13 protein-coding genes and 1 pseudogene are annotated in these 16,775 nt (G+C 38.5%); 5 read left to right on the top strand and 9 right to left on the bottom strand.

The features are described from left to right. Positions 1-26 precede the first annotated feature (26 nt). The 3 genes from DV417_RS04980 to lptF form a co-directional block, all read right to left on the bottom strand. Positions 27-869, bottom strand: coding sequence for a patatin-like phospholipase family protein (locus DV417_RS04980; protein ID WP_118879072.1), 843 nt, complete (start codon positions 867-869; stop codon positions 27-29). A gap of 86 nt (positions 870-955) precedes the next feature. After that, complete coding sequence (gene lptG / locus DV417_RS04975; RefSeq protein WP_118878915.1) at positions 956-2,032, bottom strand: LPS export ABC transporter permease LptG; 1,077 nt, start codon at positions 2,030-2,032, stop codon at positions 956-958. Positions 2,033-2,037: 5 nt separating this feature from the next. After that, the gene (gene lptF / locus DV417_RS04970; RefSeq protein WP_118878913.1) at positions 2,038-3,132 is read right to left on the bottom strand and encodes an LPS export ABC transporter permease LptF; all 1,095 of its coding nucleotides are present in this window, start codon (positions 3,130-3,132) and stop codon (positions 2,038-2,040) included. A gap of 107 nt (positions 3,133-3,239) precedes the next feature. Here lptF and DV417_RS04965 point away from each other — a divergent pair, with 107 nt between their 5' ends. Continuing rightward, a complete protein-coding gene (locus DV417_RS04965) occupies positions 3,240-4,715 on the top strand; it encodes a leucyl aminopeptidase (protein WP_118878911.1) in 1,476 nt (491 codons plus the stop codon). A gap of 50 nt (positions 4,716-4,765) precedes the next feature. On the opposite strand, the gene DV417_RS04960 is transcribed toward DV417_RS04965, so the two are convergent. Beyond that, positions 4,766-5,182, bottom strand: coding sequence for a hypothetical protein (locus tag DV417_RS04960; protein WP_048954045.1), 417 nt, complete (start codon positions 5,180-5,182; stop codon positions 4,766-4,768). Positions 5,183-5,288: 106 nt separating this feature from the next. On the opposite strand from DV417_RS04960, the gene DV417_RS04955 reads away from it, so the two are divergent. From DV417_RS04955 to DV417_RS04945, 3 genes and pseudogenes are all read left to right on the top strand, one after another. Further along, positions 5,289-5,945, top strand: a complete 657-nt coding sequence (locus tag DV417_RS04955) for a DNA methyltransferase (protein ID WP_118878909.1) — start codon at positions 5,289-5,291, stop codon at positions 5,943-5,945. Further along, positions 5,920-7,437 (top strand): annotated as a pseudogene (locus tag DV417_RS09605) (Eco57I restriction-modification methylase domain-containing protein). Before DV417_RS04955 ends, DV417_RS09605 begins: the two are co-directional and overlap by 26 nt. Positions 7,438-7,614: 177 nt before the next feature. Next, entirely contained in the window at positions 7,615-10,110 is a 2,496-nt protein-coding gene (locus tag DV417_RS04945) for a DEAD/DEAH box helicase (RefSeq protein WP_118878907.1), read from the top strand. A gap of 105 nt (positions 10,111-10,215) precedes the next feature. Here the strand turns inward: DV417_RS04945 and DV417_RS04940 are convergent, their stop codons facing one another. The 4 genes from DV417_RS04940 to modA form a co-directional block, all read right to left on the bottom strand. After that, positions 10,216-12,243, bottom strand: a complete 2,028-nt coding sequence (locus tag DV417_RS04940; protein ID WP_118878905.1) for a BCCT family transporter — start codon at positions 12,241-12,243, stop codon at positions 10,216-10,218. A 349-nt stretch (positions 12,244-12,592) separates the two neighbouring features. Then, positions 12,593-13,648 carry a molybdenum ABC transporter ATP-binding protein ModC gene (gene modC, locus DV417_RS04935; protein WP_118878903.1) on the bottom strand — a complete coding sequence of 352 codons (1,056 nt, stop codon included), beginning with the start codon at positions 13,646-13,648 and terminating at the stop codon, positions 12,593-12,595. After that, on the bottom strand, positions 13,635-14,363 hold the full coding sequence (gene modB, locus DV417_RS04930; RefSeq protein WP_162790282.1) for a molybdate ABC transporter permease subunit: 729 nt from the start codon (positions 14,361-14,363) through the stop codon (positions 13,635-13,637). The genes modC and modB overlap by 14 nt, the downstream gene beginning before the upstream one ends. Positions 14,364-14,484: 121 nt before the next feature. Further along, entirely contained in the window at positions 14,485-15,249 is a 765-nt protein-coding gene (gene modA / locus DV417_RS04925; protein WP_005644814.1) for a molybdate ABC transporter substrate-binding protein, read from the bottom strand. A 137-nt stretch (positions 15,250-15,386) separates the two neighbouring features. On the opposite strand from modA, the gene DV417_RS04920 reads away from it, so the two are divergent. Further along, positions 15,387-16,154, top strand: coding sequence for a TOBE domain-containing protein (locus tag DV417_RS04920; RefSeq protein ID WP_118878900.1), 768 nt, complete (start codon positions 15,387-15,389; stop codon positions 16,152-16,154). 91 nt (positions 16,155-16,245) lie between these two features. Here the strand turns inward: DV417_RS04920 and DV417_RS04915 are convergent, their stop codons facing one another. Next, positions 16,246-16,701 (bottom strand): NfeD family protein, encoded by a 456-nt coding sequence (locus tag DV417_RS04915; RefSeq protein ID WP_118878898.1) that lies wholly within the window; start codon positions 16,699-16,701, stop codon positions 16,246-16,248. Positions 16,702-16,775 lie beyond the last annotated feature (74 nt).

The raw sequence follows: 16,775 nt of genomic DNA, 5'->3' as shown, positions 1-16,775 counted from the left end.
CGGTAAAAGGTTTAATCCATTTTTTATTATCGATTTAAATAATCCAATAAATTTTTCCACTGTAATTGCATATCTTTCATACCAAGTTCATACATTGCCTGCAATTTATTCGGATCTTTTTCAATGCGCTTAATCTTCAAATCAACAGAAGGTCGAATAACGAAAATATCGCCTTTTTCTGCTAGCTTAATCACATTTTCAACTTGTCGATTATACATGGCATAACGCTGATTTACGGCATCTGCAAAATGTGGATAACGTCGATAAAACCATTTAGCAACCCAAGTCATTGGCTTAGATTTTCTATAATCTAAAGTGCGGGTAAGAATGACAATGATTTTATCGTACCCTAACTTCTGCATTTGTTCGACAGGAATAGAATCCGCAATGGCACCATCCAAATAAGGAATACCATCTATCTCAACCGGACGAGAAACATAAGGCATAGCGGAAGTGGCTCGCAGCACCTCCATTTGCGCCAAAGGATCTATTAATTTGACATATTCCGCTTGGGCGGTTTGTAAATTAGTCACAGCCACATAAAAATCGATATCTGATTCTTTAAACGTTTTATTATCAAACACATCATATTTGAAAGGTACTTCATAAAAAGCAAAATCTTTATTCACGATATTGCCCGTACTCACCAAACTTTTAAAACTGATATAACGATTATCTGATATAAATTTCTTGTTATAACGAATTGCCCGCCCTTTTTGCCGAGAAGGATAATTAACCCCAAACAATGCACCTGCAGAAACAGAAATGATACCATCAACCCAAAAATCTTTATCTAAGAAGGTATCTAGTACACCCGCCGTGTACATGCCTCGCATCGCCCCACCTTCTAATACTAAGCCAATTTTCATTGATTTTTTAACTTCTTCCATTTAAAAACTACACATAAAAATATTGCGTGCCATTTCTGAACACGCAATTATTTAAACAATCTGGATTAATCCCGTTTCCGACTCAGCAGACACCAAATCATCACAATAAATAGCAAACTTGGCATTAGCGCACCGAAAACAGCAGGCATGTTATAAACAACGCTCATTTGCCCGAAGATTTCATTTACTACATAGAACAAAAAGCCAAAACAGATGCCCGTTACAATTCTAGCTCCCGCGGTCACACTGCGTAGCGATCCAAAAATAAACGATAACGCCAATAACATCATTACGCCAACAGACACTGGTTGAAAAACTTTCCGCCAGAATGTGAGCTCAAAGCGACTAACATCCTGACCTGTTTCACGTAAAAATGAAATGTAATTATACAAACCTGAAATAGACAGTGATGTTGGTCGTAAAGAAACAGCGCCTAATTTATCTGGCGTTAAATTTGTTTCCCATTTTTCCGATAAGCGATTACTTGTCGTGATTTCATCTTTGCTAATCATAGAATGGTTCACTTGACGTAAAGTCCATTTACTTTCATCTTGCGAATAACTTGCTTGGTTAGCATGTTTCAACTCCGTCAAATTACGATTCTGATCAAAGGTATAAATATAAATATCGTTTAATTTTGCGTCATCAGTAACACGTCGAACAAACACAAAATTATTACCATCTTTTGCCCAAACCCCATTTTTCATGGAAAGCATTGAACCACCAGAAAGCGCTCGAGCACGCATATCACGTGCGAACTGTTCAGTTTGCGGAATCCCCCACTCTCCAATCGCCATCGTTAGTAAAACTAACGGTAATGCGGTTTTCATCACTGCCATACCGATTTTAAAACGAGAAAATCCGGCGGCTTGCATCACAACGAGTTCGCTTCGACTCGCAAGGTTGCCCAAAGCCATTAGCGCACCAAGCAATGCTGCCATAGGAAAGAAAGTTTCAATATCTTTTGGAATGGTTAAGCCAGTAAAAGCCACCGCTTGCCAAATATCATAAGTACCTTTACCTACGCTACGAAATTGTTCCACAAATTTAATAATGGCAGAGAGCCCAACCAATGTAAGCAAAGTGGCAAAAATTGAGCCAAGAATACTTTTTCCAATATAACGATCGAGGGTATTCATCATTTTGCTTATCCTTTTCTACTGAATAAATGGCGGAATTTATACATCGCAGCGCTATCCCAGCCGTTTAACACGATACCAAGCAACAAAAAGCCAATATTAACAAGAGGCATAAAAATAGCAGCATCTAATTTTCCTGCTGCCCCCGCAGATTTAAAGGAACTTTGTAATAAAAAATAAATTAAATAGAGTAAAAGTGCGGGTAAAATTTTGGCAAATCTACCTTGTCGAGGATTTACACGACTTAATGGCACAGCAATTAACGCCATGAGTGGAACCGCTAGGATTAATGTAATACGCCAATGCAATTCAGATTTCGCCGAAGGAGAATCTAAACCGATAAGTTGCGATAACGTTAATTCCGCTACTTCATCATTCGTATTTTCTGTTTCCTGATGTCCCAAATAGACTTGATATTCATCAAAATGCGTAATGCGAAAATCTGGCAAAACAGACGTGCCTTCAACTCGTTGCGTATTTTGTAAATTCAGAATTTGATCTCCATTTGGCAACGCTTTTAATTCGCCTTTTTCAGCAGTCACAACTGATGGTTTCGTTTGTCCTTTTGGCGCAGTTTGGAACAAATACACGTCATTAATTTGATTTCCCTTAATACTATCAATAAATAACACAAAATTGTTGTTATTCGTTGCTATAAACTGACCAGAAGCAAGCGCCCCCATTGTTGGATTCGCTTTGGCATCTTCCACAATTGCAGCTTGTTTTTGAATTGACCAAGGCGAAAGCCACAAGACGTTATAAGCAGCAAGTCCCGCAGTAATCAATGAAAGTATTAACGCCACACGCACTAAAACACGTTGCCCAACACCACAAGCACGCATCACCGTTATTTCACTTTCAGCGTAAAGACGACCAAAAGTGAGTAAAATCGCAATAAACAAACATAATGGCAACATTAATTGCGCCATAGCAGGCATACCTAGCCCAAGCAAGGAAAATACCAAATCAGCTGGCACTTTACCATTAGCCGCAGATCCAAGTACGCGCACTAACTGCTGAGAGAAAAATATCAGCAATAAAATGAACAAAATAGCGACTTGGCTCTTAAATACTTCTTTCGTTAAATATCGAATTAAAATCATCTTATTTCGTTTGTTTTTCTAAATCTAAAACGGAGGAAAACTGGATAAAATCGGTCGCGTATGATACCTTATTTTCGCTGAATTAAACAGAAATTTAAGGACATCAAATGAAATATCAAGCAAAAAACACCGCACTTTCTCAAGCCAGTGATTGCATTGTTTTAGGCGTATATGAGAACAATGAATTTTCAAAAAGTTTCCATGAAATCGATCAATTAACCCAAGGCTATTTAAACGACTTAGTGAAATCAGGTGAGCTAACTGGCAAATTAGCCCAAACTATTTTACTTCGAGATCTTCAAGGTTTATCTGCTAAACGCATATTAATCGTTGGCTGTGGTAAAAAAGGAGAACTCACGGAGCGTCAATATAAACAAATCATCCAAGCTGTATTAAAAACGCTAAAAGAAACCAACACGCGTGAAGTCATTTCTTATTTAACTGAAATTGAATTAAAAAATCGTGATCTTTACTGGAATATTCGCTTTGCCATTGAAACGATTGAACACACCAATTATCAATTTGATCATTTCAAATCTCAAAAAGCAGAAACCTCTGTTTTAGAATCTTTCATCTTCAATACGGATTGTGATCAAGCACAACAAGCTATTTCTCACGCCAATGCGATTAGCTCAGGTATAAAAGCCGCACGCGACATCGCAAATATGCCACCAAATATTTGTAATCCTGCTTATCTTGCTGAACAAGCAAAAAATTTAGCAGAAAATTCTACCGCACTTTCATTGAAAGTTGTGGATGAAGAAGAAATGTCAAAACTTGGAATGAACGCTTATCTTGCTGTCTCAAAAGGCTCTGAAAACCGTGCTTATATGTCTATTTTGACATTCAATAATGCACCAGATAAAAACGCCAAACCAATTGTACTTGTAGGCAAAGGATTAACCTTTGATGCAGGCGGTATTTCACTTAAACCTGCCGCTGACATGGATGAAATGAAATATGACATGTGTGGTGCTGCTTCTGTCTTCGGCACAATGAAAGCCATTGCAGAGTTGAACTTGCCATTAAACGTTATTGGTATTTTAGCTGGTTGTGAAAATCTGCCAGATGGTAATGCTTATCGCCCTGGCGATATTCTCACCACCATGAACGGTTTAACCGTAGAAGTGCTGAATACCGATGCAGAAGGTCGCTTAGTCCTTTGTGATGCCCTTACTTATGTTGAACGTTTTGAACCAGAGCTTGTAATTGATGTTGCCACCTTGACGGGTGCTTGTGTGGTTGCGCTTGGACAACACAATAGCGGCTTAGTTTCTACAGATAACGATCTTGCCAATGCACTACTCTACGCAGCAACAGAAACCACAGACAAAGCGTGGCTTTTACCATTAAGCGAAGAATATCAAGAGCAACTTAAATCACCTTTCGCCGATCTTGCCAACATTGGCGGACGCTGGGGCGGCGCAATTACTGCTGGTGCATTTTTGTCTAATTTCACGAAAAAATATCGCTGGGCACATTTAGACATTGCAGGTACAGCTTGGCTACAAGGCGCAAATAAAGGCGCAACTGGCCGCCCTGTTTCTCTATTAACACAATTTTTGATTAATCAGGTTAAATAAAATAGGCATGAAAATAACCGCACTTTTAAAAAGTGCGGTTATTATTCATATTATTTCCCCGAACGATATGCCTTATCCATCGCCATAATCACCTCACGTACCACTTTTTTCTGCTCTTGTGGCAAATTCAAAAACATCTGAAAAAGCGTCTGATCCTGATAACTTGCCGCACTTTCCCAAATATACTTGTTTGATTCTTTTTTCTTCTCTAATTTTGCAACTTGATAGGCCTTTTCATCTGATACTAATTCTTGAATATCAATTTCAAGCCATTCAGCAAGGGTTTGAAGCCGTGCAAGCGAAGGTAAGCCCTCACCTCTTAACCAGCGAGCAACAGCGTGTAAACCGATCGGTTTACCATAATGGCGTAAGTTAAATTCACGTTCAATTACAGAAGCTTTTGGGTCGTAACCTTTTGCTAATAAAGTTGTACGTAATTTTTCCGCAAAATATTCTTTTTCATTCATTCCTCTAAGCTAGCTAACGGAAATTTATTTAGCGTAACTTTCAATGAAAGTTACGTAAATATCTGTGACACTTGATAAATTGTCAAAAAACTCTCTTTAGCTAAATATGACTAAACAAATTAAATCAAAACAGCGTGTTGCGAATCACGGGGAAGTGTTTACTCGTGAGCAAGAAGTCAATGCGATGCTAGAGCTTATTGAACAAAGACCGTTACAAGATGAAGCGACTTACTTAGAGCCCGCTTGTGGTGATGGGAATTTCTTGATCGCGATTTTGAAACGCAAGTTGGATAAAGTAGAAAATCTATACAAAAAGCATCAGCGAAAATATGAATTTTATGCTATCCGAGCTTTGTATTGCCTTTACGGGATTGAACTATTGGAAGATAACGTCAACGCTTGCCGAATGCGCTTATTTCATTATATGCAGCAAGAGTATGAACGGCTTTATCAAGAGATTAATGAAAAATTCTATGCAGTGCTGAAACATATCTTAGAGCTAAACATTGTTCATGGAAATGCACTTTCGATGACCAATGCCAAACCTAATCAGCATGGTGAATATGAAATGCTAACTTTTCCTCATTGGACAGCACAAGAAATGGGGGCGGGTTATTTAAAATGGAAAATTAAACGCCATGATTTCACCTTCAAAAATTTAGTAGTTCAAAGGGAACAATCTTACCAATCACTTTCAAAACAAGAATTCTACTCACACTATTTTCTGGACATCCAAAATGCAAAACCCATCGATAAACTATAACCCTGACGTGCTTTCTTGCTTGGCGAATTTATCGAACGACGAGGTGTTTACCTCGCCTGCACTTGCCAATCAAATGTTAGATTTATTGCCACAAGAATTATTCCGTTCGTCAACAACGACTTTTCTCGATCCTGCCACTAAATCAGGCGTGTTTTTACGAGAAATTGCCAAACGATTATTGGAAGGGCTGAAAGACGAAATCCCCGATTTACAAACACGAATCAACCATATTCTAACCAAACAAATTTTTGGTTTAGGGATTACTGAACTCACTGCCTTACTTACCCGTCGCACACTTTATTGCAGCCGTGAAGCCAATGGAAAATTTTCTGTTTGTGAGGGATTTAACGATCCGCAAGGCAATATTTTTTATTCTCCGCTAAAACACCAATGGGAAAACGGACGTTGCGTGAAGTGCGGTGCAAGTGAACAAGTTTATGACCGTGGCGATGAATTAGAAAACCATGCGTATTCCTTTATTCATCAAGATTTAGCCAATATTAATGAGAAATTACCCGTGAAATTTGATGTCATTATCGGCAATCCGCCGTACCAGTTGAGTGATGGGGAAAATTTAAATGGAGCTACCCCAATTTATGATGCTTTCGTTGAACAAGCCAAAAAACTTGCTCCACGCTATTTAAGCATGATTATTCCTGCTCGTTGGTTTACGGGAGGGCGTAGTTTAGATAAATTCCGTGATCAGATGCTCAATGATCGATGAATTTCAGAAATTCATGATTTTCCAAATTCAAGTGATTGTTTTACGGGTGTAGAGATTAAAGGCGGAGTTTGTTATTTCCTATGGGAAGAGCAATATGACGGAGATTGTAAAGTTGTTACTCACGAAAATGGAAAACAAAGTGAGCCTATGATTCGCCCTTTAAGAGAGGATGGTTTAGATATTTTCATTCGTTATAACCAAGCAGTAGAAATTTTACATAAAGTTGCAGAATTTAAAGAGGAGAGTTTTAGTAAAATTGTAAGTTCTGCCAAACCTTTTGGATTACGAACTTTTTTCAAAGGTAACCCTGAACCTTATAAGTCTTCTAATCATAATGTGAAACTTTATCAAAATAGAGGCGTTGGTTACATAAAACAAGAAGATATACCTGTTAATAAGCAATGGATTCATACCCATAAAGTTATTGCTCCTTATGCCGTGGGTTCTGGGGATAGTAAAACCGACTGGGTAAAACCGATTTATGCCGAACCCAATACCGCTTGCACGGAAACTTATCTTGTTATGGGACCATTTGAAGATAAGCAAACTTGTGAAAATGTAATGAGTTACATTAATACGCGTTTTTTCCATTTTATGCTTACGCTCAAGAAAAATACCCAACATACCACTAAAAAGGTCTATGAACTCGTTCCAATGCAAGACTTCTCTAGACCATGGACAGACAAAGAACTCTATGAAAAATATCAATTAACCCAAGCGGAAATTGAATATATTGAATCAATGGTTCGCCCGATGACAAATGAATAACGCTCAAGATCCCCCTCTTTAGAAAAAAGGCGTTAAGGGAGATTTGATTGCGATCTTAATTTCTCATGGCTTCGTTTTCATTCCTGCCAAATCTCCCCCTGCCCCTCTTTGCTAAAGAGGGGAGTTTTTGAGCAAAATTTATATTTTATATGCCTGTAATATCACAAAGGAAAAACAATGAGCTATCTTTCACCGCTACGCCGCCCGAGAATTTACGCCTACGCTGACACCCGTTATCCCAATTGCCTAAAAGTCGGTTACACCACAAGAACCGTAACGGAACGCTTAAAAGAACAATATCCTGTTGTATTACCTTCCCAAAGTTATCGTATTGAACTAGACCAAGAGGCAATCCGTGAAGATGGCTCATTTTTTACCGATCACGAAGTGCATCAAGTTTTGCTGAAACATGGCGTAGAACGTCTTGATGGAGAATGGTTTAAATGTGATTTAAAAGCAGTACAAGCGGCATTATTGGAAGTAAAAACGGGCGTAGTGCAGAAACGCCAAGCGATTTTTAACTTCGGCATGCGCCCTGAACAGCAAAGTGCAGTGGAAAAAGCGGTTGATTATTTCCAAAATTTTGCAAACGACCCACTTAATCAAGATAAAATTCCCCATTTTCTTTGGAATGCCAAAATGCGTTTTGGGAAAACCTTTGCAGCGTACCAATTAGCAAAAAGAATGGGGTGGAAAAAAGTGTTAGTACTAACGTTTAAACCTGCAGTACAAAACGCGTGGCAAGAAGATTTGCAAAATCACCTTGATTTCCAAGATTGGGCGTTCGTGACGGAAGAAAAAGATTGGCAAATGAATGCGAATTTTCCGCAGGTTTGTTTTGGTTCGTTCCAAGATTATTTGGGCAAAAGCAAAGCGGGCGGGATTAAGCTCAAAAATGAATGGGTACACGCCATTAATTGGGATTGTGTGGTTTTTGATGAATATCACTACGGGGCGTGGCGCGACAAGGCGAAAGATCTCTTTGCCGATAACGATTGGGAGAAAGAGCAATCCAAGCAACAGAAAGCCGAAGAGCACGAAATGGAGCTTGATTCGCCCAACTACTTTGATGAAGAATTATTACCAATTACTACCGATCACTACCTTTATTTATCGGGTACGCCATTCCGTGCCATCAATTCGGGCGAGTTTATTGAAGAGCAAATTTTCAACTGGACGTATTCCGATGAACAAAAAGCTAAAAATGCGTGGGAGGGTGAAGATAACCCTTATTTAGCCTTGCCGAAAATGGTAATGCTGACTTATCAATTGCCCGATGAAATTCGTGAAGTTGCCTTAAAAGGAGAGTTTGCTGAGTTTGATTTAAACGTATTTTTCTCTGCTACAGGTGAAGGAGAAAAAGCGAAATTTAAATACCAAAATGAAGTGCAAAAATGGTTAGATCTTATTCGTGGGCAGCTACTTTCTACTACAGTAGATAATCTCAAAATGGGGGCAGATCGCCCACCAATGCCATTTAGTGATGCCAATTTATTAGGCAGTTTGTTACACACCCTTTGGTTCTTACCGAATGTGGCAAGCTGTTATGCAATGCGGAATTTATTAACTCAACCGCAAAATACGTTTTACCACGATTATCAAATTATTGTGGCGGCAGGCAATGAGGCAGGAATGGGGGCTGATGCATTAATTCCCGTGAAAAAGGCGATGCAAGATCCTCTCAAAACCAAAAGTATCACGCTTAGCTGTGGCAAATTAACTACAGGCGTGTCGGTTGCGCCGTGGGCAGGGATTTTTATGTTGCGAAACCTTGCCAGCCCGGAAACCTATTTCCAAGCGGCATTCCGTGTGCAAACCCCTTGGGTATTACGTGGACAAGATCCGAATAATCCCAATGCACAATGTATTCTAAAAGAGAATTGCTATGTGTTTGATTTTGCTCCTGATCGCGCATTACGCCAACTTGCCGATTACAGTTGCCAGCTGAATACGGAAAGTATCAATCCTGAGCGTAAAGTGGCGGAGTTTATTCAGTTCTTGCCTGTGCTAGCCTATGACGGCAGTTCAATGCGACCAATTGATGCGTCAGGCATTTTAGATATGGCGATGAGTGGCACAACGGCAACACTTTTGGCTCGTCGTTGGGAAAGTGCTTTGTTAGTGAATGTGGATAATGACACGCTCAGAAAGCTCAAAAATAATGAACAAGCTATGAAAGCGTTAATGAGCATTGAGGGATTTCGTCAACTCAATCTGGATTTAGAAACCATTATCAATAAATCAGAAGCGGTGAAGGAAGCCAAACGGGAAGCCGGCGATAACCCAACGAAAGATCAAAAACAGAAAATTTCAGAGGAAGAAAAAGCAGAAAAAAGCTTGCGAAAACAAATTCAAGAAAAATTGATGAAATTTGCTACGCGTATTCCGATTTTTATGTATTTGACCGATTACCGCGAAAATGTGTTAGAAGATGTGATCCGCCAACTGGATAGCGAGTTATTTAAAAAGGTGACGGGCTTAACACAAGCCGATTTTGATTTGTTAGTGAGCCTTAATTTGTTTAATAAAGGTTTGATGAACGATGCTGTATTTAAATTCAGACGCTATGAAGATAGCAGTCTTGAATATACCGGTATTGTGAAACATCATCCAGAACAGATCGGCCTTTATGATACAACAGTGGATATTCGTGAATATAAAGGAGAATATTAGTTTTCGTTTTTTAAAAATTGTGGATTGTTAGTAATCCACAATCTTTAAATATTAACTAAGAATTAAATAACCACAAAACTGGCACACGTTGCACCTTTAAATCGATTACTCTGCTAGTTCGGTTTGCTCGTGTGCCATTAGTTCCTGACCCACATCATCAAGCAAACTTAAATAACGTTCATATTGTTTCAACATATCAGCAATCAATTCATCTTGATCCATATATTGAACATCGTAACCGACTCGCCCATCAAAGAAATAAGTGTAAGGCTCGTAAGTGACACTATGCTGAATGTGCGGTAAATTTTCATCGTTAATTAATTGCTCTGACACTTCACGCCCAACAGATTTAATACCATACATAAAATCTCGCATTGATTCTTTATGAATTACCAATTCCAAAGCTGGCTCTTCTTGTTCAAATAATGTGTTGATTTCTACACTTAAATTATATTTTCCTGTTAATTCTTGACGTAATTCTCGCATAGCGGGTAACGCCGTATTTTTAAGAAAACGTAAAATATCTTTCTCTTGCGTTTGATTCATCATTTGCTCTAAATGTGATTTCCATTTATCGCCGCTCCAGAAAATGCTAGTTGGATTGACTTTAGTAGAAAAATATTTTTTATCCGCAATTAAGCCTTTCCATAAACTAAAACACATTACCAACATTAATAAAGCAAAAGGCAAGGCTACAATTAATGTCATTGTTTGCAAATTAGCAAGTCCACCAGACTGCATAAGCACAATTGCAACAACTGACATTAACGTTCCCCACATTATAGCTTGCCACGCAGGCGAAGCTAAACTTTTATCACGAGATGCAATGTTATTTAACACATAAATGCCTGAATCAGCTGAAGTGATAAAAAACAATGAAATCACTAATAAACTCACAAAACCAGTTATTGTTGGCAAAGGCAGATAATTTAAAAATTTAAATAATAAAATTTCTGGAGAAGAAATAAATTCGCCAAGCCCGCCCGCAGCAATGCCATCATTTAGCCATACCGCTGTATTACCAAAAACAGTAAACCATAAAATACCAAATAAACTTGGAACAACTAATACGCCAAAAATAAATTCACGTATAGTTCGTCCTTTAGAAATACGGGCAATAAATAAACCCACAAACGGAGCCCAAGAACACCACCAAGCCCAATAAAGCACAGTCCATCCACTAAACCAGCTAGTATGTTCTTGTTCATAAGCATAGGTTTTAAAACTGAGTTGCACTAAATTGCTGAAATAATTCCCCATATTGTCGCTAAATGCAGATAAAAGGTATAACGTAGGTCCTGCAATTAAAACAAAAAGAAGTAAACCAAATGCTAAAGTTAAGTTAATTTCACTTAATATTTTCACTCCTTTTCCAACACCAGAAATGGCAGAAAACACCGCTAAACACATCACCACAACAATAACGCCAACTTGTAAAGCAAAGCTGTTCTGACTTATCCAACCTATTTGTTCAAGCCCTGCACCAAGCTGTGATGAACCGAAACCTAATGTGGTAATAATCCCAAATAATGTGGCAAGTAACGCCATAACATCAATCGCATCGCCAATTTTTCCATTAATACGATCTTTTAATAAAGGATAAAAACAAGAGCGCAATGCTAAAGGTAATTTATAACGAAACCCAAAATAAGCTAATGCTAAAGCAATGGTGCCATATACTGCCCAAGCGTGAATGCCCCAATGGAACAGAGTGTGAAGTAAAGCCTCTTGTTGCTTATGTTCTGCAGAACCTGCTGTAATGTCAGAAAGATAATGGGTTAATGGTTCTGCTACGCCAAAAAACATCAACCCCACCCCCATTCCAGCGGCAAATAACATCGCAAGCCAAGATAAGAAACTAAATTCAGGTTCTTCTTCATCCTGCCCTAGTTTTATATTGCCAAGACTACTTACTGATAAAATTAATAAAAATCCTAAAAACACTGAAAAAGTGAGTACATAAAACCAACTAAAATTGGCAAAAATGCTGGTTTTAGCTTGATTCAATAATGCTTGAGTTTGTGCTGGGGCAATTAAAATCATCGCCATAAGTAACAACACAAAAAATAATGTAACGCCAATTACCAAAGGATTAAATGACGTTCGCTTTGTCATAAATTGAAATAAAGACAAACTTTTCCCCTTAACGATTAAGTGAATAAATTAAAAATTAGATTTTATACATGTTGCCTAAAGGCAAAAGTGTGTAATGGAACCACTACAAATGACAGCACATAGAAGTGCGATTTTGAAGGAAACGTTCAGTAGGAATTGAAGGTTTGTTTCCTAAAAGCTAATACATAATAACAAAATGTAGTTATTATTTCAAATTAGTGAAGATTTATTTAAAAGTGCGGTGAACAATCAAATATTTTTCTTTATATAATTTTCTAAAATAAATCTTGATAAAGAGAAGGTAGGGATGAACTTTATTATTAATAAAAAACCGCACTTGGAGAAAAACAAAGTGCGGTCATTTTTACTACATCACCGACACCGCTTTAATTTGAACATAGACATCTTGCCCAACAGCAAAACGCAGTTCATTTTGCGCCCATTTACTGATACTTGCCCAAATCTTATGCCCTTCCACTAATACAGCAAGATCCACTCGAGAATCTTGTATATCAATTTGTGCAACTTGGCCACGTAAAATATTACGAATGCTTGTTTGTTCTGGCTTTTGCAGTGTGATAGAAACATCTGAACTATAAATACAAACTCGCACTCGCTCGCCTACATTCGCGGGCACTTGATGAATCCAAAGCGCTTGTTCGCCTAACGAAAGTGCGGTCATTTTATAAGGTGGATTATGCAAATGAACGGGCAAGGCAAGTACACTACTCTGTTCGCTTTCCCCTTTCCAAGGGGCAAAAATAGGACTATTCCAAATTTTTTCAACGCTGTCATATGCTTTCACAATGCCGTTTTCCATCAGTACGACCCGATCAGATAAACGCAACAGTTCGTCCAAGCTATGTGTAACATATAAAATCGGGATATTAATTTCTTTAGAAAGACGTTCCAAATATTGCATTAGCTCGCGTTTGCGGGGAACATCAAGGGCAGAAAGTGGTTCGTCCATCAGTAAAATGTCAGGTTCTGCCAACAATGCTCGACCAATTGCTACACGTTGCTTCTCACCACCAGAAAGCGTGAGCGGATAACGCTTTAATAAATGAGTAATACCGAGAAGATCTACAATATAGTTAAAATCATCTTGCGATACATTTTTCATGCCATAACGCAAATTACCTTTCACGGTATAGTGAGGAAATAAACGCGCATCTTGGAATACATAGCCAATTTTACGCAAATGAGTCGGCAATGATTCTTGGCTTTCCATATCCACTAAAGTGCGGTCATTTAAACGGATGAATCCTTCGTCTGGTTGTATCAAACCACTCACGAGATTAATCAGCGATGTTTTGCCTGAACCAGACAAACCGAAAATGGCGGTTACCCCTTGATCTGGCACTTGTATATTCGCTTGCAAGGCAAGTTGCCCGAGCTGTTTTTTTACATTAATCTGCAACATTTCCTTGTCCTAATTTTTTCTGCATTCGCTTGCTCAACCACTCTGACAATAGCAAAGAAATCAATGAAAGAATGATAGCAAATAAACATAAGCGAGCAGTTTGTTCTTCTGCTCCCGGTGTTTGAATAAAAGAATACATCGCAAGTGGAATCGTTTGAGTTTCGCCTGCAATGTTCGACACAAAGGTTATAGTCGCGCCAAATTCCCCTAATGATCTAGCAAAACCTAGCACGAGCCCAGCTAAAACCCCCGGTAAAGAAAGCGGCAAGGTTATTGTAAAAAATACACGCCAAGCGGAAGCGCCCAATGTTTGCGCCGCTTGCTCCAATTTAATATCAATATTTTCTAAAGAAAGTCGAATCGCGCGAACAACCAATGGAAAGGCAACCACTGCAGAGGAAAGCACCGCACCTTTCCAACTAAAACCAAAAGATAAGCCAAACCACTGATATAAATACTTACCAATGAAACCATTGCGCCCCATTGCCACAAGCAATAGATAACCGATAACCACAGGTGGCAACACTAAAGGCAAATGAATTACGCCAGTAATAAGGGATTTGCCATAGAAGTTTTTGCGCGCTAAGAGCCACGCAACAAAAATGGCTAACGGCAAACTCCAAAGCATGGAACTGACGGCAACACTCAAACTTAAATTAATCGCTGAGATTTCCATTGGCGTCAAATTGAAAAATAAAAAAAATTGGGTAAGCAAAATAAATAGCCTCTGTTTAAATGCCTGATTGATGGGAAAAATCCCACATTTACGAGAGATATAATAACGCTAATAACAAAGGGCAGAAATATCTGCCCTTAATAAATGTTAAAATGCCACCTTATTTTGCAGAGAAACCATACCCTACAAGCACTTTCTTCGCGGCATCTGATTCTAAATATTTCAAGAAATCGCGAGAATCCGCATTATCATGACCTTTTACAATAGAAACGGGATAAACAACCGGTTTATGGCTATCTGCCGGGAACACTGCAACCGTTTTAACTTGTTGGCTAACTTTTGCATCAGTGCTGTACACAATACCGTAAGGTGCTTCTGCACGTTCAACTAAAGCTAATGCGCCACGAACATCTTTTGCACGCGCTAAACGATCTTGCACTTTATCCCATAAATTTAATTTGGTTAATGCTTCTTCTGCATATTGACCAGCAGGCACGTGTGCAGGATCGCCAACAGATAAATAGCTATCTTTTAATGCATTGATCCATTCACCTTTAGCTATATCCACAGAATTTACCGCACTTTTTGCTGGTGCGATTAATACTAAATCATTGCCCACTAAAACTTTTTCAGTTTCTTTCACGGTTAAATCTTTTTCAGAAAGATATTTCATCCATTTATTGCTTGCAGATACAAAAATATCCGCTGGCGCGCCTTCTTCAACTTGTTTTGCTAAAGTTGAAGAAGAAGCGAAAGAAAACACTACTTCATTTTTCGGATTTTGTTTTGCGTAATCTTTTGCAACTTGTTGTAAAGCATCTGTCATTGAAGCAGCTGCAAATACAGTCACTTTAGCGGATGCCGCAAAAGAAAAGCCTAATCCTGCGATTAAAAGTGCGGTTGAAATTTTAGTTAATTTTTTCATGAATCATCTCCTATGATATAACGTTATTTACTTGATTATATATTGAAATAAATAATAATCATATAGCAAAAGAAAAATTATTTAGTAAAATATATAACGCTTAGGCTTACCACTTAGGATTACTTAGGGACAGCAAAATGAAAAACACCGAAATTTTACTCACCATTAAACTTCAACAAGAACTTTTTATCGATCCAAAACGAGTGCGTTTACTCAAAGAAATTCAACAATGCGGTTCGATTAATCAAGCTGCGAAAAATGCAAAAGTGAGCTATAAAAGTGCGTGGGATCATTTAGAAGCGATGAATAAAATCAGCCCTCGCCCATTGCTTGAACGAAATACAGGTGGAAAAAATGGCGGAGGTACGGCGCTTACTACTTATGCCGAGCGTTTGCTCCAACTCTACGATTTATTAGAACGTACGCAAGAACACGCTTTTCATATCCTACAAGATGAATCCGTGCCATTAGATAGTTTGCTCACGGCAACTGCACGTTTTTCTTTACAAAGTAGCGCACGCAATCAATTTTTTGGACGTGTAAAACAACAACGAATCATTGACTCTCGTTGTGTAGTGGATGTAAATGTGCAAGGATTACCAACGCCGTTGCAAGTTTCTATTACCACAAAAAGCTCGGCTCGTTTGAAGCTGATTACAGAAAAAGAAGTGATGTTGATGTTCAAGGCACCTTGGGTAAAAATCAGTAAACAACCATTAGAAAATCAACCGAACCAGTTCCCCGTAAATATCAAATCACTTAATGAAGAAGAAGCCATCCTTCAATTTGCTGAAAGCGATATTGAATTTTGTGCCACAGTCCACCAGCCAAATCAATGGCAAATCGGGCAACAGGTTTGGATTCACATTGATCAAGAACAAATTATTTTAGCAACGCTGGGCTAATCCCAAAGTGCGGTAAATATTGGAAGAACATTTTAATCTCATAAAAAAACAGGCTTGATGCCTGTTTTTTCTTATCGAATAAACCCCAAAACTAATTAGAAAGATTTTTTACAATCAGCGTAATGCCATCCACACGTTCAACTTCAATCAATGCACCAACCGTGAGATTATCACCTTGAATGCGCCAAGTTGTGTCGCCAAAAGCGCCTCGACCAATTCCATTCGCGCCAACTTCCTGAACAATGCCTTGTTTACCAAGTAACGCATGATCTCGCTGATTTAATGTTGAATGAGATTGATCATGGCGATCTTTACCATGTTGATATTTCCACCAAATCACAGAAAGTATACAAGCTAATAGCGCATAAAAAATAGCAAGTGAGGCAAGGGAAAGGCTTGGAAAAAGAAATTGTACAAATGCCGTCACTAAAGCCGCGAATCCCCACCATAGCAAAAATATCCCTGGTGTAAGCACTTCACCAATAAGCAAAATAAAGCCTAAAATCAGCCAATGCCAAAGCGTCCAATTTATTAACCAATCCGCCATAGATTCTCCTATTTGTTGTAAAGGCTTTTTATTACAAAAGTGCGGTGATAAACGATTAAAAAAATCACCGCACT

Origin of the sequence: Haemophilus haemolyticus (assembly GCF_003490935.1) — a bacterium.
Lineage (GTDB): Bacteria > Pseudomonadota > Gammaproteobacteria > Enterobacterales > Pasteurellaceae > Haemophilus > Haemophilus haemolyticus_M.
The sequence above is the reverse complement of the archived record's forward strand: the minus strand, read 5'-3'. Positions and strand labels throughout refer to the sequence as shown.